The sequence below is a fragment of the Rhizobium sp. NPDC090275 genome, assembly GCF_044772225.1.
GTDB lineage: Bacteria > Pseudomonadota > Alphaproteobacteria > Rhizobiales > Rhizobiaceae > Rhizobium.
In genome coordinates this window covers 766271-787002 of record NZ_JBIVYL010000001.1, presented here as the reverse complement: position 1 = coordinate 787002, position 20732 = coordinate 766271, and the positions used below count along the sequence as shown (strand labels likewise).

The 20732-nt window shown below is 61.4% G+C and carries 19 protein-coding genes; 3 read left to right on the top strand and 16 right to left on the bottom strand.

Going from position 1 to position 20732, the window contains the following annotated elements:
* Nucleotides 1-58 precede the first annotated feature (58 nt).
* The 8 genes from mgrA to ACIQUB_RS03725 form a co-directional block, all read right to left on the bottom strand.
* Nucleotides 59-1090, bottom strand: a complete 1032-nt coding sequence (gene mgrA / locus ACIQUB_RS03760; RefSeq protein WP_113236194.1) for an L-glyceraldehyde 3-phosphate reductase — start codon at nucleotides 1088-1090, stop codon at nucleotides 59-61.
* 134 nt (nucleotides 1091-1224) lie between these two features.
* On the bottom strand, nucleotides 1225-2358 hold the full coding sequence (locus ACIQUB_RS03755) for a Gfo/Idh/MocA family protein (RefSeq protein ID WP_112980526.1): 1134 nt from the start codon (nucleotides 2356-2358) through the stop codon (nucleotides 1225-1227).
* Between the two features lie 8 nt (nucleotides 2359-2366).
* The gene (locus tag ACIQUB_RS03750; protein ID WP_113236193.1) at nucleotides 2367-3128 is read right to left on the bottom strand and encodes a sugar phosphate isomerase/epimerase; all 762 of its coding nucleotides are present in this window, start codon (nucleotides 3126-3128) and stop codon (nucleotides 2367-2369) included.
* A 41-nt stretch (nucleotides 3129-3169) separates the two neighbouring features.
* Entirely contained in the window at nucleotides 3170-5635 is a 2466-nt protein-coding gene (locus ACIQUB_RS03745; RefSeq protein ID WP_113236192.1) for a glycoside hydrolase family 2 protein, read from the bottom strand.
* Nucleotides 5636-5749: 114 nt separating this feature from the next.
* Entirely contained in the window at nucleotides 5750-6835 is a 1086-nt protein-coding gene (locus tag ACIQUB_RS03740; RefSeq protein ID WP_018900635.1) for an ABC transporter ATP-binding protein, read from the bottom strand.
* Between the two features lie 3 nt (nucleotides 6836-6838).
* A complete protein-coding gene (locus tag ACIQUB_RS03735; RefSeq protein WP_402928738.1) occupies nucleotides 6839-7765 on the bottom strand; it encodes a carbohydrate ABC transporter permease in 927 nt (308 codons plus the stop codon).
* A 4-nt stretch (nucleotides 7766-7769) separates the two neighbouring features.
* Nucleotides 7770-8675 carry a carbohydrate ABC transporter permease gene (locus tag ACIQUB_RS03730; protein ID WP_018900637.1) on the bottom strand — a complete coding sequence of 302 codons (906 nt, stop codon included), beginning with the start codon at nucleotides 8673-8675 and terminating at the stop codon, nucleotides 7770-7772.
* A gap of 219 nt (nucleotides 8676-8894) precedes the next feature.
* Nucleotides 8895-10130 carry an ABC transporter substrate-binding protein gene (locus ACIQUB_RS03725; RefSeq protein ID WP_112941712.1) on the bottom strand — a complete coding sequence of 412 codons (1236 nt, stop codon included), beginning with the start codon at nucleotides 10128-10130 and terminating at the stop codon, nucleotides 8895-8897.
* Nucleotides 10131-10583: 453 nt separating this feature from the next.
* Here ACIQUB_RS03725 and ACIQUB_RS03720 point away from each other — a divergent pair, with 453 nt between their 5' ends.
* A complete protein-coding gene (locus ACIQUB_RS03720) occupies nucleotides 10584-11624 on the top strand; it encodes a LacI family transcriptional regulator (protein WP_113236190.1) in 1041 nt (346 codons plus the stop codon).
* Nucleotides 11625-11734: 110 nt separating this feature from the next.
* Here the strand turns inward: ACIQUB_RS03720 and gndA are convergent, their stop codons facing one another.
* A complete protein-coding gene (gndA, locus tag ACIQUB_RS03715; RefSeq protein WP_018900641.1) occupies nucleotides 11735-13165 on the bottom strand; it encodes an NADP-dependent phosphogluconate dehydrogenase in 1431 nt (476 codons plus the stop codon).
* Between the two features lie 230 nt (nucleotides 13166-13395).
* Here gndA and ACIQUB_RS03710 point away from each other — a divergent pair, with 230 nt between their 5' ends.
* Complete coding sequence (locus ACIQUB_RS03710; RefSeq protein WP_113236189.1) at nucleotides 13396-13794, top strand: SRPBCC family protein; 399 nt, start codon at nucleotides 13396-13398, stop codon at nucleotides 13792-13794.
* A gap of 9 nt (nucleotides 13795-13803) precedes the next feature.
* The gene (locus ACIQUB_RS03705) at nucleotides 13804-14157 is read left to right on the top strand and encodes a VOC family protein (RefSeq protein ID WP_113236188.1); all 354 of its coding nucleotides are present in this window, start codon (nucleotides 13804-13806) and stop codon (nucleotides 14155-14157) included.
* Here the strand turns inward: ACIQUB_RS03705 and ACIQUB_RS03700 are convergent, their stop codons facing one another.
* The 7 genes from ACIQUB_RS03700 to ACIQUB_RS03670 form a co-directional block, all read right to left on the bottom strand.
* On the bottom strand, nucleotides 14158-14907 hold the full coding sequence (locus tag ACIQUB_RS03700) for a PAS domain-containing protein (RefSeq protein ID WP_113236187.1): 750 nt from the start codon (nucleotides 14905-14907) through the stop codon (nucleotides 14158-14160). It lies immediately after the preceding gene.
* A 159-nt stretch (nucleotides 14908-15066) separates the two neighbouring features.
* A complete protein-coding gene (locus ACIQUB_RS03695) occupies nucleotides 15067-15999 on the bottom strand; it encodes a lipid A biosynthesis lauroyl acyltransferase (RefSeq protein ID WP_113236186.1) in 933 nt (310 codons plus the stop codon).
* 4 nt (nucleotides 16000-16003) lie between these two features.
* A complete protein-coding gene (locus ACIQUB_RS03690; protein ID WP_047505452.1) occupies nucleotides 16004-17032 on the bottom strand; it encodes a zinc-binding dehydrogenase in 1029 nt (342 codons plus the stop codon).
* A gap of 120 nt (nucleotides 17033-17152) precedes the next feature.
* A complete protein-coding gene (locus tag ACIQUB_RS03685) occupies nucleotides 17153-18439 on the bottom strand; it encodes a beta-ketoacyl-ACP synthase (protein ID WP_047505454.1) in 1287 nt (428 codons plus the stop codon).
* A gap of 11 nt (nucleotides 18440-18450) precedes the next feature.
* Entirely contained in the window at nucleotides 18451-19647 is a 1197-nt protein-coding gene (locus ACIQUB_RS03680; protein ID WP_113236185.1) for a beta-ketoacyl-ACP synthase, read from the bottom strand.
* Nucleotides 19644-20126, bottom strand: a complete 483-nt coding sequence (locus ACIQUB_RS03675) for a 3-hydroxyacyl-ACP dehydratase FabZ family protein (RefSeq protein ID WP_113236263.1) — start codon at nucleotides 20124-20126, stop codon at nucleotides 19644-19646. The genes ACIQUB_RS03680 and ACIQUB_RS03675 overlap by 4 nt, the downstream gene beginning before the upstream one ends.
* Nucleotides 20127-20348: 222 nt before the next feature.
* Nucleotides 20349-20627: an acyl carrier protein gene (locus ACIQUB_RS03670; protein ID WP_018900650.1), complete on the bottom strand. Its 279-nt coding sequence runs from the start codon at nucleotides 20625-20627 to the stop codon at nucleotides 20349-20351.
* Nucleotides 20628-20732 lie beyond the last annotated feature (105 nt).

The window sequence follows — 20732 nt, the reverse complement described above, 5'->3', positions numbered from 1 at the left end:
CGAAGTCTGGGCACAGGAATGAGGGAGGAAATAAAGTTCCCTCCCTCATTGCATCAGCTCAATCGCGTTCCGCGGACTTCGCCCAGAGATTGATGTCCGCCTCGCGGGCGTAGCCATCGATCTCCTTCAGCTCCTCGGCCGTGAACTCCAGATTGTCGAGCGCCTTGACGCAGTCGACGATCTGCGACGAGCGGCTGGCGCCGATCAGCGCCGACGTCACGCGGTCGCCGCGCAGCACCCAGGCGATGGCCATCTGCGCCAGCGTCTGGCCACGGCGCTCCGCGATCTCGTTGAGCTTGCGGATGTTGTCGATGATCTGAGGGCGGATGAAGTCCTTCTTGAGGAAGTGGTTCTGCGCCGCGCGGCTGTCCTGAGGGATGCCGCCGAGATACTTCGTCGTCAGCATGCCCTGCGCCAGCGGCGAGAACACGATCGAACCCATGCCGACCTCGTCAAGCGCATCGAGCAGCTTGTCGTCCTCGACCCAGCGGTTGAGCATCGAATAGCTCGGCTGGTGGATAAGGCACGGCGTGCCGAGATCCTTGAGGATGGCGGCGGCTTCGCGGGTGCGCTGCGAATTGTAGGACGAGATGCCGACATAGAGCGCACGGCCGGAGCGTACGATATGGTCGAGCGCGCCACAGGTCTCTTCCAGAGGCGTATCCGGGTCGAAGCGGTGCGAATAGAAGATATCGACATAGTCGAGACCCATGCGCTTCAGGCTCTGGTCGCAGGAGGCGATCAGATACTTGCGGCTGCCCCACTCGCCGTAAGGGCCCGGCCACATGTCGTAGCCGGCCTTGGACGAAATGATCAGTTCATCGCGCAGACCGGCAAATTCGGTGCGCAGAATCTCGCCGAAGGCGGTCTCGGCGCTGCCGGGAGGCGGTCCGTAATTGTTGGCGAGGTCGAAATGGGTGATGCCGAGATCAAATGCCGTGCGGCACATGTCGACCTTGCGCTCATGCGGCGTGTCGCCGCCGAAATTGTGCCAGAGGCCGAGCGAAACGGCCGGCAGCTTCAGGCCGGAACGGCCCGTGCGGTTGTACTTCATTTTCGAATAGCGGTCGGAAGCCGGTTGCCAGCTCATAATCCTCATCCCCAATATCAAACGGCGTATAGAAACGGCGCGGGCTCCTCGCCCGCGCCGGACCATAGACCTTTAGGCAAGCACTTCAAGAGTGCCAATCACTCCAGAAGCGCCAATCACTTCAAGAGAGCCGATCACTTCAGAAGCGCTTGGGCCTCTTCGATGCCGAGTGCGGCCGGCTGCGTGCAGGTCGTCGTCAGTTCGATGAAGCGGCCTTCCTCGCCCGACTTCAGGATCGAGGTCATGACGTCGACGCCATGCAGCGTACGGTCGAGCGAGCAACGCGCATCGCGTCCCTCGATGATCGCCATCGCCATGTCGGCGAGACCCGCTGTACGATAGTTGGCGCGCGGTCCCTGCGGGCTCTCCTGGTTGGAGATACCGAAGGGGTGCTCCCAGCCATCGAGCGGCTTGATGTCCTTGTCGCGGCCGCTTGCCTCGACCACGCCGCCGAAGAAGTTCGGATCCGGCACGTAGAGCGAACCGTCGGTGCCGTAGAGCTCCATGTTGGCATGGCGGTGGGACCAGACGTCCCAGCTCGCGGTCAGCGTGACGGTCGCGCCGTTGACGAATTCCAGGATCGCCTGGATCGTCGTCGGCGTCTTCACCGGTATCGTCTCGCCGTTGCGCGGCTCGCTGGTGATCGTGCGGGTCGGCGAAGCCATCGAGGTCATCGCGCCGACGCGCTTCACCGGTCCGATCAGGTTGATCAGGTTGGCGATGTAGTAAGGGCCGAGATCGAGGATCGGGCCACCGCCGGGCAGGAAGAAGAAATCCGGGTTCGGATGCCACATTTCCATGCCCGGGCTCATGACATAGCACGCGCCCGAGGTGACACGGCCGATGCCGCCCTCGTCGATATACTTGCGGGCCAGCTGATGCGCGCCGCCGAGGAAGGTGTCGGGCGCGCAACCGACGGAGAGGTTCTTCTCCTTGGCGATGCGGCGCAGCTCCTCACCCTGCTCGAGGGTGAGAACCAGCGGCTTTTCCGAATAGACGTGCTTGCCGGAGAGCAGGATCGCTTTCGAGACCGGGAAGTGCGCGTCCGGGATGGTGAGGTTGACGACGACGTCAACCTCTTCATTGGTGAGCAGGTCCTCGATCGTCTGCGCCTTGACGCCATACTCGGCGGCACGGGCTTCGGCGGCCTGCATGTTGAGGTCGGCGCAGGCGACGACCTTGAGGCCCTTGAACAGCGGGGCCAGCGAAAAGTAGGTGGTGGAGATGTTGCCGCATCCGATGATGCCGACGCCAAGTTCCTTGGTCATGATGGTCCTCAGTAGGTCTTGAAGGATGCGATCGAGCGGGTGATCAGGCGATCGATATCGGCGGGATTGTCATGCTCGACGACGTAGTGCTTGGTCTTGGTGCCCTTCAGCGCCGCGACGAGCTTCGGCCAATCAAGCGTGCCGTGGCCGACATCGGCCCAGCCGTCTTCGTTCTTGTTCTCGCCAGCTGGCGCAATGTCCTTGACGTGCGCCGAGGTGATGCGCGAGCCCAGCTTCTCGATCCATGCGAAGGGATCGGCACTGCCGCGAACGACCCAGGCGATATCCGCTTCCCAGGAAATGTCAGGCGCGCCTTCGAAGATGCGCTCGATCGGCAGCGAGCCGTCGGCGAGCTTCACGAATTCGAAGTCGTGGTTGTGCCAGCCGAACTCGTAGCCTGCATCCTTGTAGGGCTTGCTCATTTCCTGCAGGCGCTTGCCGAATGCCAGCCAGCCGGCGCCATCAGTCGGACGCTCATCGGCCGCCAGATGCGGCGCATAGATGGAATCCATGCCGAGGAGCTTGGCGATGTTCAGAGACTTCTGCACTTCGCCGTCGAGGAAGTCGGGGCTGAAGTGGCCGCTCGCCATCGTCAGACCGTTCTTGTCGAGTTCGGCACGCAGGCTCTTCAGGCCGGAATCGTCGAGATCTGCATAGATGCCGCCGAAGCCTTCGACTTCCTGATAGCCGGCCTTGCCGAGCTTTTCAAAGATCGCCGAATAGGGCTGGAAGTTGCGGGCGCTATAAAGCTGGAAACTCAGTTTCGTCATAATATCCTCCTCGGGCCTCGTGCCCATTCATTTAATCAGGATCAATCCACGGACTGACAGGATTGCAGGTCGTAGAAACGGAAGTCCGGCAAGGCGCCGCCTTCAAGCGGTTTGGCCGGGGTGAAGGTGATGCGACGCATTTCGCCCGCCGCCAGATCGAAGGCATTGTCGGAATATTTGCCGTCGGTCTCGGTCTCGATCATCACGAAGAGCGCAAGTCCCTTGGCGGTGACGTTGAGGCAGACGGAGCCGTCCTCCTCGACATATTCGTGTGTGACCATCAGGCCAGCGGGCTCGAGCTCCAGCGCCTTGTAGGTGCCGTGCACATAGTGCCCCTCGCCGCCCATGCCGTTCGATGCCGTGAAGCGCCAGGCAAGCAGCGTGCCCGCCGGAATCTCGGAGACGTCGATGCTGGCAGCCGTCACCGCAGCGTCAGGCGTGCAGACCGCCTGCACATCCTTGAGGTGCTTGCGCTCGCCCTTCATGTCGATGATCGAGATCGACAGGTCGACGCTGACGTCATCGAGCGTGTCGTTGACCAGCGAGAACCGGATCTGCTTGCCGTCATCGGATGGAATGGCGGCGACCGCGACCGGCTGGAAGAAACGCTTGACCAGATAGTGCATCGCCTTCCAGCGGCCGCCGTAATCGAGGCTCGACCACGAGGCCACCGGCCATGTGTCGTTGAGCTGCCAGTAGATCGTGCCCATGCAATGCGGCTTCAGCGACCGCCAGTATTCCACCGCCGTCTTGATCGCGAGACCCTGCTGGATCTGGCTGAGATAGACGAAGTTCGGGAAATCCTTGGGAAAACGGAAATAGCGGAACATCGTGCCGGCGATGCGCTCGTTGCCGCCGGCGTTCTTCTGGTGCAGCTCCATGACCGGCGACGCGACGTTCATGTCCTTGGCCTCAGCATAGGTCTTTATGACGGGGAGCGAGGTGTAGGACTGGAAGCCGAACTCCGAGCAGAAGCGCGGGCGAACGGAACGGTAATTGTCGAACGACTTGTTCTCGTGCCAGACCGACCAGTAGTGCATGTCGCCCGAGCCATCGGCATGCCAGGCATCGCCGAAGTCGAGATAGCCCGATGCCGGGCTCGACGGCCACCAGATCGCATCCGGTGCCGCCTTCTTCATCGCCTGCTCGATCACCCGGTTGAGGCGGTCGTAGGAGACAAGATAGCGGTCGCGGTCCTTGCGCGATTCCTCGAACCAGGTGAGCGCGCCGACGAGCTCGTTGTCGCCGCACCAGAGCGCGATCGACGGGTGTGAGTTCAGACGGCGAACCTGGTAGTCGACCTCGAGCGCGACATTGTCGAGGAAGTCCTCGGTCGAGGGATAGAGGTTGCAGGCGAACATGAAGTCCTGCCAGACCATGAGGCCGAGACGGTCGCAGAGATCGTAGAAATGATCATGCTCGTAGAACCCGCCGCCCCAGACGCGGATCATGTTCATGTTGGCGGATTTCGCCGATTGCAGCAGATCCTCGGTCTTCTCCGGCGAGGACAGCGAAAACAGCGCGTCAGCCGGGATCCAGTTGGCACCGCGGCAGAAGATCTCGCGGCCGTTGACCTTCAGCGCGAAACGGGCGCCGGCCACATCCGGCGTAGTGATGAGCTCGACGGTGCGCAGACCGATCTGTTTGGTGACGGCATCAGCAGGCAGATCGACGGTCAGCGCATAGAGCGCCTGCTCGCCGCTTCCAGCCGGCCACCAGAGGCGCGGCTTGGCGATCTCGAACACGTGGTTGACGACAGTCTCGCCGGCGCCGACGCCGACATCGAGGCGCACCCGTTCGCCGTCGAGCGAAAAATGCACGGGAACGATGCCCGGGTTCTTCGAAAACAGCGTCGCCGTGACCTTCAGATCGACAGAACCGTCGAGATTATGCACCTGCTGCGTCGTCACATGCTCGATGCGGGCCGTGTCAAGCCGACGCAGCGCGATCGTGCCGTAAAGGCCAAGCGGCGCGATCGCGATGTTCCAGTCCCAGCCGAAATGGCACTGCGGCTTGCGCAGCATGTTGCCGTTGGGGATCGGCGAGTTGCCGGTCGAATAGGGAATGTAGAAGGGCTGCTTGCCCTGCCGGTCCGCCCCCGCCGCGATGCTCGAATGCAGCACGATGCGGATGACGTTCTCGCCGGATTTCAGATGGCTGCTGACATCCGGGCGATAGCGGCGGAAGCTGTTGTCGGCAACGAGCGCCGGCGAGCCATTGATGAAGACGGCGGCCACCGTGTCGAGATAATCGATATCGAGATACCAGTCGCCATCGGGCTCCGACACCGTGAAACTGCGCTCGATCGACCAGTCGCGATGCGCCACCCACTGCACGACCTCTTCGTTGCGGCCGAAATAGGGATCGGGGATGAGCTTGGCGGCATGGAGCGCCGAGTGCACGTCGCCGGGAAGCGTGATCGGCGCGGTGATTTCACCATCCGTGGAGGTGAGCTTCCACGAGCCTGAGAGGTCGAGGTTGAACCCGTTGGTGGGCAAGGATGTCATAGCACTGTCCGATCAGGCCGCTCTTGGGAGAACCCGTCACCGGGCTGCGACCGAATGTGGTATTGGAAGAACGGGCGGAACCGCTTGGGATGGCCCCGCCCGCAGCGTAGTCGTCTAAAGGCGCAGTTCCGTCTCGGCGTCGAAGATCGACGCCAGCGACATATCGAAGCCGAGCTTGACCTGTGAACCTGGGCTGAAGCGGCGGGCACCGTTGATACGCACCGACATCGTATGCCCGGCATGCTTCAGCCAGAGCAGGTTGTCGGCGCCCATCGGCTCCTCGATATCGACCGTCGCGTCGTGGACCTCGGCGCCGAGGTTCTCGTTGACCTTGATATGCTCCGGCCGCACGCCGAGCGTCACCTTCCGGCCCGCCTGCAGCGGCCCGCTCGCCTCATAGGCATCGACGTTGAAATCGACACCGTTCGCGGTGAACACGGTGGCATCGCCCCGCTTGGCGATTTCGCCGCGCAGGAAGTTCATCGACGGCGAGCCGATGAAGCCGGCGACGAACAGGCTGCGCGGCTTGTTGTAGATGGTCGTCGGATCGGCCAGCTGCTGGATCTCGCCGTTCTTCATGATCGCGATACGGTCTGCGAGCGTCAGCGCCTCGATCTGGTCGTGCGTGACGTAGATCATCGTGTTCTTCAGCGACTGATGCAGCCGCTTGATCTCGACGCGCAGCTCCGAACGCAGCTTGGCGTCGAGGTTGGAGAGCGGCTCGTCGAACAGGAACACGTCGACATCGCGCACCAAGGCACGGCCGATCGCCACGCGCTGACGCTGGCCACCGGAAAGCTCCGCCGGCTTGCGCTTCAGGAGCGGCTGGATCTGCAGTATCTCCGAAGCCCGGGCTACGCGCTTGTCGATATCGGATTGCGGGATCTTGGCGACCTGCAGGCCGAAGGAGAGGTTCTTCTCCACCGTCATTTGCGGATAGAGCGCGTAGGACTGGAACACCATGCCGATGCCGCGGTCCTTGGGCTCTTCCCAGGTAACGTTGCGGCCCTTGATGTGGATCTGTCCCTCGCTGATGTCGAGCAGGCCGGCAATGCAATTCAGCAGGGTCGACTTGCCGCAGCCGGACGAGCCGAGCAGCACCAGGAACTCGCCGTCATTGATCTCGAGGTTCAGATCCTTGAGCACGCTGACGGCGCCGAAGTTCAGCGAAAGGTCTTTGATGGAAACGCTTGAATTCATGGATCAGCCTTTCACTGCGCCGGCGGCGATACCGCGGACGAACAGACGTCCAGACACGAAATACACGACGAGCGGCACCAGACCCGTGAGGATGGTTGCGGCCATGTTGACGTTGTATTCCTTCACGCCCTGGACGGAATTGACGATGTTGTTGAGTTGCACGGTCATCGGATAGTATTCCGGCCGGGTGAAGACGACGCCGAACAGGAAGTCGTTCCAGATGCCGGTGACCTGCAGGATCATGGCGACGACGAAGATCGGCAGCGACATCGGCACCATGATCTTCAGGAAGATCTGCCAGAAACCGGCGCCATCGACGCGGGCGGCCTTGAACAGCTCCTGCGGCAGCGATGCGAAGTAGTTGCGGAAGAGCAGCGTCAGGATCGGCATGCCGAAGATCGAATGCACGATGATCAGGCCCGTGAGCGTGCCGTAGATCCCCATTTCACGCAGCACGATGACGATAGGATAGATCATCACCTGGTAGGGAATGAAGGCGCCGATGACGAGGATCGAGAAGAACAGTTCCGATCCCTTGAAGCGCCAGTTGGCGAGCGCGTAGCCATTGACCGAGGCAATCGCGATCGAGACGATGACGGATGGGACGGTGATCCGCACCGAATTCCAGAACCCGCGCGAGAGACCGTCGCAGTTGAGGCCTGTGCAGGCCGTGGCCCAGGCCTTCACCCACGGCTCGAAGGTGATTTCCATCGGCGGCGAGAAGATGTTGCCCATGCGGATTTCGGGCATCCCCTTCAGTGATGTGACGATCATCACGTAGAGTGGCAGCAGATAATAGGCGGCGGCGACGAACAGCGTGCCGTAGAGCATGATGTTGCGCGGCGAGAGCACCCGCTTCGGCTTCTTGCCGTTCGGTCCGTCGAAGGACTTGACCGGTGCCAGTGCGACTTCAGCCGTCTTGAGAGCGATGGTATCAGGCACGTTTACGCCCTCCCCCGAATTCCAGATAAGCCCATGGAATGATGATGATCGCGACCGTGATCAGCATCATGGTCGAGGCGGCGAAGCCCTGCCCCAGGTTCTGCGCCTGGAACATGTAATCGTAGACATATTTGGCCGGCACTTCCGACGAGATGCCGGGTCCGCCCGATGTCTGCGCCACCACGAGGTCGTAAACCTTGACGATGCCCGACGCGATGATGACGAGCGTGGTGATGAAGACGGGACGCATCATCGGGATGACGATGAAGAGATAGGTCTTCCACATCGGAATGCCGTCGACGCGCGAGGCCTTCCAGATGTCCTCGTCGATCCCGCGCAGGCCGGCGAGCATCAGGCACATGACGAGGCCCGTTCCCTGCCAGAGTGCGGCGATCAACACGCCGTAGATGACGATGCTCGGCGTATAGAGCGGATCGAAGGTGAAGCTCGTCCAGCCGAGCGAACGCACCACCGACTGCACACCGAATTCGGGATTGAGCACCCACTGCCACACGAGGCCGGTGACGATGAAGGACAGGGCGAAGGGGTAGAGAAAGATCGTCCGGAACGCATTCTCGAACCGGATCTTCTGATCCATCAGGGCAGCCAGCGTAAAGCCGATCACCAGGCTGAAGATCAGGGAAAAGATGCCGTAAAGGGCGAGGTTTTCGATGGACACGATCCATCGCGGCGCGGCCCACAGCCGCTTGTATTGGTCGAAACCAACGAAGCTCATCCTTGGCAGGAGCTTCGAGTTGGTGAAGGAATAGAACACCGTCCAGACCGTGCCGCCGAGAAAGATGACCAGGGCAGTAAGGATCATCGGGATGGATGCAATTTTGGAATTCAGATTGCGCAGCAACTGATTTGGCCGGCCGGCTTTCGCTGGACCCGTCATTGTGTTTCCTCCTGACACGCACTTGCTTTTTTGACCGAGAGCAGCGGCCGATGCCGGACACCGCTCCCGTCTCTTGCCCCCGGATGGTTCCGGCCGCATCCTCCGCGGCCGGAAATCATCGGGAAAGCACTGCCACGAGCCCGCCGCCGCTGGCGGTTAGGGCAAATCCGGCTCCCGTTCCTGGGCGGAAAGCCGGATCGCGGCAGTACGAGCAGACGATCAGTCGGCGGAGCCGATGATTTCGGCAAAGCGCTTCTGCGCCGCCTCAGGCGTCATCGAGGCATTGGCGAAGAACTCCGAGAAGAGGTCTTCCTTCTGCTTCTGGCTGTCGGCCGAAAGCAGCTGGTCGGTGCCTTCGACGATGTTGCCCTTCTTCAGGATCTCGAGACCCTTCTTCATGCAGTCGTTGGCAGCCTCGAGATCGACGTCACCGCGAACCGGCAGCGAGCCCTTCTTCAGATTGAAGGCAACCTGGGTCTTCGGATCGAGCAGCGTCTTGGCGAGAACGTCCTGCGCCTTCGACTTGGCTTCGTCCTTGAGCAGCGGGAAGTAGAACGCATCACCACCGGTGGAGATGATTTCGTTCACGCCGAGGCCCGGAAGGCAGGTGTAATCGGTACCGGCCTTCTGGCCGGCGAGAGCGAATTCGCCCTGCGCCCAGTCACCCATGATCTGGCCGCCGGCCTTGCCGGTGATGACCAGATTGGTTGCCTGGTTCCAATCCTGGACATTGCTGCCCTTGGACATCTTGCGGGCGTCGTCGGCAGCCTTGAAGACCTTGGCGATCTCCGGACCGGCAGCCACGTCGGCGTCCTTGTCCTTGAATACCTTGTTGAACGTGTCCTTGCCGGCGATCGCCACCATCAGCGTATCGAAGGCGCCTGCAGCCTGCCACGGCTGACCACCGACGGCGAGCGGCACGATGCCGGCCTTTTCAAGCGCGGGAGCGGCGGCGACGAATTCATCCCAGTTCTTCGGCACGTCAACGCCGGCCTTCTTGAAGGCGGCGTTCGAGAGCCACAGCCACTGCCAGGAGTGGATATTGACGGGCGCGCAATAGATCTTGCCGTCGATCGTGCAGCTGTCGAGCAGGCTTGCCGGACGAATGATGTCCTTCCAGTGCTCGGCGGTCGCGACATCGGTCAGGTCGCGCATCAGGCCGGCCTGAACGAGTTCTTCTGCCTGACGGCCGTGGTTGAACTGGGTGGCGCCCATCGGATCGCCGCCGGTGATGCGGCTGACCATGATCGGACGCGCCGTGCCGCCGGAACCGGCGATGGCACCGTCAACCCACTTGTTGCCGGTCGCGTCGAATGCCTTGGCGAGTTCGGCCACGGCAGCGGCTTCGCCGCCCGAGGTCCACCAATGCGTGACTTCGAGATCGGTGGCGTGTGCCGCACCAAGCGGCAGGGCGACGGATGCGCACAGCGCTGCCGCCATCAAACGAATATTCATGAGTTCTCCTCCCTCACTGAAACGTTGCCGGAAAAACTTAGTTCAATCGATATTGCCGCGCAACAGCCACCCCTTAAAATTTTCTTTTCGACCATGTTTTGCTACCATTGCCTGCCGAAACGGCATCGTCGCCGCAAGACTGCACAAGCGATCAGCAAACCGATGTGCAACTGCACACATCGATTATTCTATTGTTTTATATATATTTATTTTACTGGTATCATGACATAATTTCGAGATGGCGTTCGCAGACGCAAAAAATTCGTGCAAAAATCACCGATTCAACCAATGAGAGTGATTGGGTTAGAACCATCGGAAAAACCGCTCGACATTTCTACTGTAACGTTACAGATTTTAAGGCCCGTGGGAGGGAACGGCATTTGTGTATTCAGGCTTACAGCACTGCGAAAAGCATCTATAAGCGAACCAAATCGCGTAGGACGGCCTAGAGGGATGAAAAACAAAGCGAATTTCGGGACGACGGTGACCGAGGGATCTCGGGAAAGACCGACACTGAAGACGATTGCCTTCATGACCGGCCTCGGCATCACCACTGTGTCTCGTGCATTGAAAGATGCACCTGACATCGGCGCGGAGACCAAGGAACGCGTGCGGATGGTGGCAAGCCAGCTCGGTTACCAGCCGAACCGCGCCGGCGTGCGCCTCAGAACCGGCAAGACCAACGTCATCGCGCTCGTTCTGAGCATCGATGAGGAGATCATGGGCTTCTCGAGCCAGCTGGTCTTCGGCATCTCCGAGGTCCTGACCGGCACCCCCTATCACATCGTCGTCACGCCGCATTCGCACAGCAAGGACCCCATGCTGCCCGTCCGCTATATCCTGGAGACAGGCTCCGCCGACGGCGTCATCATCTCCCGCATCGAGCCCGACGATCCCCGCGTTCGTCTGCTTAGCGAGCGCAACATGCCGTTCGCCACGCATGGCCGCACCGATGCCGGGCTGATGCACCCGTTCCACGACTTCGACAACGAGGCTTTCGCTCACCAGGCGGTCGAGAAGCTGGTCGCGCGCGGCCGCAAGCGCATCGCCCTGCTCCAGCCCCCGAGCAAGCTCACCTATTACACGCACACCCGCATCGGCTTCCAGACCGGCCTGCACGACTATGGCGCTGAGGAAGTGCCGCTGCGCGTCACCATCGACACGCCGCTGGACGAGATCCGCAACGCCGTCGAGACCATAATGCGCTCCAGCAACGCGCCTGACGGTATCGTCTGTCTCGCCGGCAGCGCCGCCATCGCCGTCAATGCCGGCATCGAAGCCGCCGGCAAGCGCCTTGGCCACGACGTCGACATGGCCTCGAAGGAATCGGCGCCGATCCTCAACTGGATCCGCCCGGAGATCATCACCGCCTATGAAGACGTCCGCCACGCCGGCCGCGAGATGGCCAAGGCCGTCATCGCCCGCATCGATGGCGTCGAACCTGAGATGCTGCAGAGTGTCAGCCAGCCGATCTGGACCAAACCCGCCCCATAACGACGCCAGTCGACCGTCACCGGCCCTCGACATGCCGTTGCTGATCACTCCCCTAAACGCAAAACAGCCGGGCCAATGACCCGGCTGTTATCATATTCAGAGAAGGAACCTTAGAAGGTCGCCGCACCGCTGCCCCATGGGCCGTGGTGGAAGTCCTTGCCGTCGAGGCGATCGAAGCCGTGGGCGCCGAAGAAGTCGCGCTGTGCCTGGATCAGGTTGGCGGTGCCGCGGCCCTGGCGATAGGCGTCGAAGTAGGTGAGCGCGGAGGTCAGCGCCGGAACCGGCAGACCGGCTTGCAGGGCGGCACCGACAACGCGGCGAAGCGCCGGCAGCGATTCCTTGACCATATCCGCGAAGGCCGGCGTCACGATCAGGTTGGCGACGTCAGGCGCCTTGGTGAAGGCCGAGGTGATCTCGTCGAGGAACTGCGAACGGATGATGCAGCCGTCGCGCCAGATCTTGGCAATGGTTGGCATCGGCAGCGACCACTTGAACTCGCGCGAGGCTTCCGCCATCACCGCGAAGCCCTGTGCGTAGGCGCCGATCTTGGCGGCGAACAGAGCCAGTTCCAGATCCTTGACGAGCTCAGGACCGTAGGCGACCGGGAAGTTGTATTCCGGCTTGCCGAAGATCTTCTCGGCGGCTTCGCGCTCGGTCTTCATCGACGACAGGCTGCGGGCGGCAACGGCCGCTTCGATCGCCGTTGCCGGGATGCCCATGTTCTGCGCTTCGATCGCCGACCACTTGCCGGTGCCCTTCTGGCCGGCCTTGTCGAGGATCATGTCGACCATCGCACCGCCGGAGATCGGGTCGGTCGCGGCCAGAACCTTCTCGGAGATTTCGATCAGGTAGGAGTTCAGGCGGCCCTTGTTCCAGTCGCCGAAGATGCCGGAGATGTCCTTGGCGCTCTTGCCGAGACCGTCGCGCAGGACGCCGTAGATTTCGGCGATCATCTGCATGTCGGCGTATTCGATGCCGTTGTGGATCGTCTTGACGAAGTGGCCGGCGCCGTCATTGCCGAGCCAGGCGACGCACGGGTCGCCCTTGTACTTGGCGGCGATCGAGGTCAGCACCGGCTCGACGCGCTTCCAGCTATCTTCCGTGCCGCCGACCATGATCGACGGGCCGTGACGCGCACCTTCCTCGCCACCGGAAACGCCCATACCGATGAAGGTCAGGTCGGTGTCCTTGAGGCGGTCGAAGCGGGCGATCGTGTCGCGGAAGTTGGCGTTGCCGGCATCGATCATGATGTCGCCCTTGGAGAGATGCGGACGCAGCAGCTCCATCTGCTGATCGACCGGCTCGCCGGCCTTGATCATGATGATGATCGGGCGCGGCGGGCGGATCGCCTCGACGAATTCCTCGATCGTCTTGCACGGAATGATCTGCTTCTTCAGATCGCCGGCGCTCTCGTAGAACTCGTCCGTCTTGTCGGGCGTGCGGTTGAAGACCGCAATCTTGTTGCCCTTTTCCGCGATGTTCAGAGCGAGGTTGGAACCCATGACCGCAAGGCCGATCAGCCCGATTTCTGCCTTTTCCACGATAACTCTCCGGTTAGTCAAATTGGACGGGTGTTGTGGCACTCTCTGGCTCATACGGCAAGTTCGATTCGCCTCGGATCGGTCGCGTATTGCGTCCGGCGCGAAGTGAACCATATTGCCAACGAGGCCCTGATGTCGGCGGTTTTGGTGCCGTTGGCAGCCTGGGCGGCAGTGATGCGCGGTCAATATGCGACGTTAAGCCGCCCGCGAAAATGAAGGAGGAGAACCCCGTGGCAACCATGCCTGCAAGAATCATTCACCGATCCATCGAGCGGAGCTTGCGCGACGTCTGGGCTTTTGCCGGTGCGCCTGAAAACATGCCGCTCTGGGCATCGGGTCTCGCATCCGGCCTGGAAAAAAGCGGTGACGACTGGATCGCCAAGGGCGTCCTCGGCACTGTTCGCGTCAGCTTCGCTCCCCACAACGAATTCGGCGTTCTCGACCATACCGTCACGATCGCCAATGGCTTGCGGGTCTATAACGCGCTGAGGATCATTCCGAACGGTGACGGTTGCGAGGTGATGTTCACTTTGCTGCGGCTACCGGATATGACCGATGAACAGTTCGAGGCCGACGCGGCGCATGTCGCTCGCGATCTCGAAGCGCTGAAGATGCTGATGGAAATCTAGGAAGCACCGATGACATCTACGAAAACCGAGCTTCGCATCGACTATGTCGAGTTCAACGTCGCCGATATCGAGCGCTCCAAGGCCTTCTATGGCAAGGCGTTCGGCTGGCGCTTCACCGATTACGGCCCCAACTACTGCGAGTTCGACGATGGGCGGCTGAAGGGCGGCTTCACCAATCTTGAGGTACCCCGCCCCGGCGGCCCGCTCGTCATTCTTTACGCCGATGACCTTGAGGCGGCGCTACAAGCGGTCGAAGACGCGGGTGGCAAGATCGTTCGCCCGATCTTCGGCTTCCCGGGCGGCAGCCGCTTTCACTTCGCCGATCCCGATGGATACGAACTGGCGGTGTGGACGAAGGCTTGATCAGGCGGCCAGATTTGCCGCCGATGACGACGATGATCCGGCATCTTGCGAGACGACAAGCGCGCCGATGATATAGCCGGACGAATCGCGCAATGGCGACATGCGATACCGCGTGCGCTGAACGACGTTTTCCTCACGTCGTTCATAGGTGTGATCACATGTTTCCCCCGCGAAACAAGCGTCGAGCATTCCCTTGACGCAATCCACGAACCGAGTTTCCCCGAGAACATCCTTCACATGCCGCCCGACCATCTCGAAGGGCTTGCGCTTGGCGTAAGCGGAGCTCGCCGCGTTGGCGTAAAGGTAGCGATAGTCCTTGGTCAGGACCGCGACGCGATCCGGCAAAGATTCGAGGATGGCAGAATTCAGGAAATTGCCGTTGTCGGTATTGGGCACATAAGCTGCAGGAGCCGAAACCCGCTCTCGGTCGATGCGCTCCAGTGGTGGCATCTGCCAGCGCGGAACGGTCGAACCGAGATATTGTTCCATCATGTAAGAAAGCAACTTCACGTGCTCGCGCACGGATTCGCTGTCTTCGGCATACTGATCTATCAGACAACCGACAAACTGCATCTGCATGTGCGCGTAGAATAGATTGGTGGCGCGATAGCCGAGGATCGTGTCGATAAGCGCATCGATCGAGCCGTCTAGGCTGCTAACCCGCGCATCGTCACCAAGCCTTATGGCCTCGTCGATCTGCGAACACCGCAAAGAAAACGCCTGAAAAAGCCCGAGCACGACACCTCCCATGCCGATTTCCGTGAGGGAATTGCTTCGATGTAAAAGATCATGACGGCGTCTTTACCGTTCATAATCCCCACTGTCAGAAATCGGTAACATGACGCGGTTTCATGTTCAATGACGAAGAGGTCTTGTTTTTCAATGGCAAGATGTGAGGGAGCACCCCTACTACATAACTTGGCGCTTGATTTCCCACCGATCGTGATACCAGAGCCACTGCTCCGGGTATTCCCGTACCCAGCTTTCGACCTTATCGTTCAAAAGCTGCGCGGTGCCGGTCATATCAAGGTTGCCGTTCGCATCGCGCGGCAGCTCGACCTTCGGCTCGATTTCCAGCCGGTAGCGATTGCCGGGAAGACGGATACAGCGAGCCGGATAGACCTCGCAGTTGAACTGGCGCACGAGCTTTCCGAGCAATGGATTGGTCTTCACCGGCAGGCCGAAGAACTCGGTCTTCAGGCCGCGGCCGAACTTCTGGTCGACGAGCACGCCGACCCCCTGCTCCGCTTCCAGCTGGCGGGCGAGCGCGAAAGACGATCCGGCATGCGACGGCACCAGCTTGCCCATGCGCGCGCTGCGGAAGTCGAACACCTTCTGCGCCACGTAGGGATTGTTCGGCGGACGGAAGAGGACACTGACATAGAGGCCGAATGCGGCACCGGCGACGGGCAGCAGTTCGAAATTGCCGGTATGCCCGGTAAACACGATGAACGGCCGCTTGTTCTCAAGCAGGTCGAGGAAGATCGGAATACCCGATACCTCCACCCTGCCCGGCTCGCTCTTTTCGGGATCGAAGTCGAACAGCCGGTCGAGAAACACGTATTCCGCCGCCAGCCGGCCCATATTCGCCCAGCTGCCCAGCGCGATCTGCTCGATCTCCGCATCGCTCTTTTCGGGAAACGCGTTGCGGAGATTGGCGAGCATCAGCTTGTGGCGCTTCATCTTCGGGCCGATCTTGCGCATCAGCCAGTCGATGAAGTTGATCGCCCCGTCAGCCGGAAAGATCTTCAGGAAGTTCAGGAAGCCGAACATCAGCTGCGCGATCAGCCACTGGCGAAAATGGTCCAGTTTCAGGACGATACGCGTGATGAAGAGCTCCAACGGATCAATCCATCTTCAGGATGATCTTGCCGAAGATCTGGCGCGATTCCATGCGCTCCAGCGCCCGGTCGATATCGTCGAAGCTGACTTCAGTGTCGATGACGGGATGCACGAGGCCGCGGCCCATCTTCTGCATGGCGTCGGCCATGTTTTCCATGCGGCAGCCAAACGAGCCGAGCAGCTTCAGCTGCTGCTGGAACAGCATCATCAGGTTCATGTCGGTGGAGACGCCCGATGTCGAGCCGCAGGTCACGAGACGCCCACCGCGCTTCAGGCAGAGCATCGAGCCAGCCCAGGTATCCTTGCCCACATGTTCGAAGACGACGTCGACGCCCTTCTTCTTGGTGAGCTTGCGCACAACGCCCTCAAAGCGATCCGTGCGGTAGTTGATGACGTGGTCGGCGCCGAGCGCCTTGGCCTTCTCGATCTTGTCGTCGGAGCCAACGGTGGTGATGACGGTGCAGCCGATCTTCTTCGCAAGCTGGATCGCCGCCGTGCCGATGCCGGAACCGCCGGCATGCACGAGGATCGTTTCGCCCGGCTCCAGCTTGGCGTTGTCGAACAGCATGTGCTCGACGGTACCGAAGGTAACCGGTGCGACGGCAGCACCTACGGCATCCACGCCGGGAGGTGCAGGCACGAGCAAGCGTGCCGGAAGGTTGACCTTCTCCTGCGCGAAACCGTCGAGGTGGAAGCCGTGAACGCCCGAGACGTGTTCGCAAAGATTGTCGCGACCTTCACGGCACGGACGGCAGAGGCCGCAGGTGCGCGCGCCATAGACCGCGACCAGCTGGCCCGGAAGCACGTTTGACACGCCGGGACCGATCGCCTCGACGACACCCGACGCCTCGGCACCGATGACGAGCGGCATCTTGCGCTTGGCGAAGGCCATGCCGCGCCAGCCCCAGACGTCGATATGGTTGAGCGCGACCGCCTTGACGCGCAGCGTCACTTCGCCGGCGCCCGGCGCATCGGGTTCGGGCAGATCGGTGATCTCAAGCTTGCGGTCGTCGATCAGTTGCAGAGCGCGCATGGCAAAATCCTTCACGATCGCACCAGCCGGACGGCCGATGCGCGGTTTATGTTTGCTGTTGCGTCCCGCAGGCCGTTGCTAGGCGCGGCCGCAACAATGGAATTTATGGTCGCAAACCGCTTAAGCCGGTTCCAGCGCCATGACAAGGCTGGCGTTCTGGCCGCCGAAGCCGAAGGAGTTGGAAAGCACGGCGTTGACCTGCGCGTCCCGCTTCACATTCGGCACCACGTCGAGAACGATCGCCGGATCCGGGTTGGTGTAGTTGATGGTCGGCGGCAGCGTGCCGGTGCGCATCGTCTGCAGCGAGAACACGGCTTCCACGGCGCCAGCCGCCGTCAGCGTATGGCCGATCATCGACTTGTTCGACGACAGCGGAATGGACGCCATGCGGTCGCCGAAGACAGCGAGCATCGATCCATATTCCATCTTGTCGTTCTCAGGCGTCGAGGTGCCGTGCGCGTTGATGTAGCCGATATCGCCTTCATCCATACCGGCATCGGCAAGAGCCGCGCGGATCGTCGCGATCGCCGGGCCGCCATCCGGCGAGGATCGGGTGCGGTGAAAGCTGTCGGCCTTCTCGCCGGCGCCCTTCATGATACCCAGTACCTTCGCGCCGCGCGCGATCGCCGATTCCAGCGACTCCAGCACCAGCGTCGCCGCACCTTCTGCGATGACGAAGCCGTCGCGATCCTTGCTGAACGGCTTGGAAGCCTTGGTCGGGTTGTCGTTCTGCGTCGACAGGGCCGAGAGCAACGAGAAACGGATCAGCGCTTCGGCACTCACCGAGCCATCGGTCGCCACGGCAAGCGCGCGGTTCGTGCGGCCCTGGCGGATCGCCTCAATGCCAAGCTGGATCGCGGTCGCGCCCGAAGCACAGGCCGTCGACAGCGTCACCGGAAGACCGCGCGTGCCGAAACGATCGGCAAGACGCTCCGAGATGGCGCCGAACAGCGCCGCCTCGTGGAATGCCGGATCCGGACGCTGACGCATCGCGGTCAGGAAGCGGTCGTAGGCATCGCCCGGCTGCGAGGGCGGCGGCGAACGATCGCCGAGTTCGAAGCGGGCAATCCATTCCGGCTCGATCGGCGGTGCCGCGAGAAACAGCGGGCCGTTGAAATCGCCTGATATATCGGCGTCAGCCAGTGCCTCGATCGTCGTCTCGCGCGCGAAGGCGTAGGAACGCTCGACAGCGTTCGGCGCCGGAACGTCGATGAAATCGACAGTGCCGGCGATCCGCGTCGAAAGACCGTCCGTCGGAAAGCGGTTGATGTCGTGGATACCGGATTTGCCCGATATCAGCGCCGACCAGTTGTCCTTGAGGCCCTGCCCCAGCGAGGTCATGATGCCGACGCCGGTAACAGCCACTATCGGGCGGCCGAGATGATCCTTGTAAGCTTGATCCGTCATGTGCCTGCTCCTCACGCGTCCGCCGACAGAACGGCGACGCCTTCGCCACGCTGATGCCCGACCGTCGTGACGACAGCGGCCTTCGTGCCTGAACTCATGGATTTTTCATGGGCGCCGTCGAATGCCGGCACCTTGGCCTCGCCGTCGATGGCAAGGGCGGCCAGCGCCAGCCCGAGGGTGAAATGCGCCTCCAGCCCATGGCCGGTCACGCCGCCGAAACCACGGATGGCAGCGCCCGGCAGCTGATGCTCCAGAACCGCCTTCTCACGCGATGCGAGCTCGGGCATGCCGGAGGAACCGGAGAAGATCGCCGTGCTTTCAGCCGGCAGGCCCTTTGCCGGCTCGAGCAGCCGCTCAAGGCGCTTTTCGAGATTGCCGGCGCCGCGATTGCCGCGATCGCCCTCGATGGACGAGATCGTCGAATAGATATGGGCGCCGCGCTCTTCGGCATGCGCCCGCGATTCGAGTACCAGGAACGCGCCGAGCGAACCGCTGGTGATGCCGCCATCGTTGCGCGACCACAAGGGCTGCCATTCGCCGCGCGAATGCGAGCCGATCGCCTCGAACAGCAGAACCATGTCGAGACGCTCGGCAGAAAACGCGCCGCCAACCAGCGCATGCGAGGATTCGCCCGACTTGATGCGGTAGAACGCGGTCTCGACGGCGGAAATGCCGGCCGATTCCTCGCCCATGAAGGTGCGCGAGGAGCCAGTGACCTTGTGGACGATCGAGATATTGCCGGCGAGCAGGTTGGAGAGTTGCGCCAGGAAGAGCGTCGGACGAAGCTCGGTCGTCAGCTTCTCGTTCAAGAGCACTTCGCGGTCATTGCGCTTCAGGCCTTCGTCGACGATCAGCGTGTCGACATTGATGTCGCGCTCGCCGCCGCCGGCCGCCACGATCATGTCCATCGTGCCGCAGGCTTCGACATTGTCCTTGAGACCGGCGTCGTCGAGAGCAAGACCCGCCGCGAACACGCCGATGCGCTGCCAGTTTTCCATCTGCCGCTGATCGCCGCGCTTGGCGATCTGCAAAGACCAGTCCACCTCGGGCAGCGGATGGATCGGATAGGGCTTGAACTTCTCGGTCTCGACAACAGTCTTCGGCGCGTCGGCGGCGTTGAGCAGCGCTATATGCGGCTCCTTGCCGACGCCCTGACAGGTTACGATACCGACGCCCGTGATGACGACATCATTCTGAGCCTTGCTCATCCATTCACTCCCTGCGCAGCGATTGCATCCATCAGGCCGATTTCACTGGCGCGTTTCTTGACGATGTCACCAAGCGGTACTTCGCTGAACGGCATGGTGCGCAGCTTCAGCTGCGCGTCGCAAACCTTCTTGCCGCCGCTTGTGATCTTGGCCTTGGTGACCGCGAAGCCCGAGCCGTCGTGCTCCAGAAACGCCTCGATATCGAGGACTGCCTCCGGCTCGACGAAGGTGCGCATCTTCGCGCCATCGACCGACATCAGGAACGGCATGGCCGCGAAATCGGTCGCCGCCAGCACCAGCATGCCGGATGCCTGCGCCATGGTTTCAATGAGAAGCACGCCCGGGACAAGGGGCATGCCGGGAAAATGACCTTCGAACACCGGGCTCTTGGCCGGCACGACGGAGCGTGCCTTGAGTGTCTTAGTCTGAAGGTCGACCGCCTCGACGCGATCGATCATCTGGAAATATTCCAGGAGCATCGGATCCTCCGGCCGCACAGGCAACATGCCGTCGGCTAGAGCGCCGTGCATCCGAAGGGACGCACAAAGGACGCTCTATCATTTTCTAATCGACAGGACCGAGCCTTGCGAAAATCGGAGCCGATTTCGCAAAGCGCGACCCTGTGGGCCTACTTAGTAACAAAACCGCCCGGCCGCCATGGTGAATGGCGACAGGGCGGGGAAAAAAATTGTGCGTATCGATCAGGCCTTGGCGGCGCGCAGTTCGTCGATCTTGGCGCAGAGGTTCTTCAGAACGAAGTATTCCGACGTGGAAACCTTGCCCTCGTTGACTTCCTGCGTCCACTTCTCGAGCGGAATCTTGATGCCGAATTCCTTGTCGATGGCGAAAACGATATCGAGGAAGTCGAGGCTGTCGATACCGAGGTCGTCGATCGTATGGCTTTCCGGCGTGATCGTATCACGATCGATCTCGCTGGTTTCTGCAATGATGTCGGCAACTTTATCGAATGTAGCGGTCACGCCTGTACCTCTTGGAAATGATAGTTTTCCCCCTCATAGGCAAATCCATTTCAAAAGCCAATGCTTTCGTCCAGCCCGAGGCGCAATTTGCGCAGGCACTGTTGC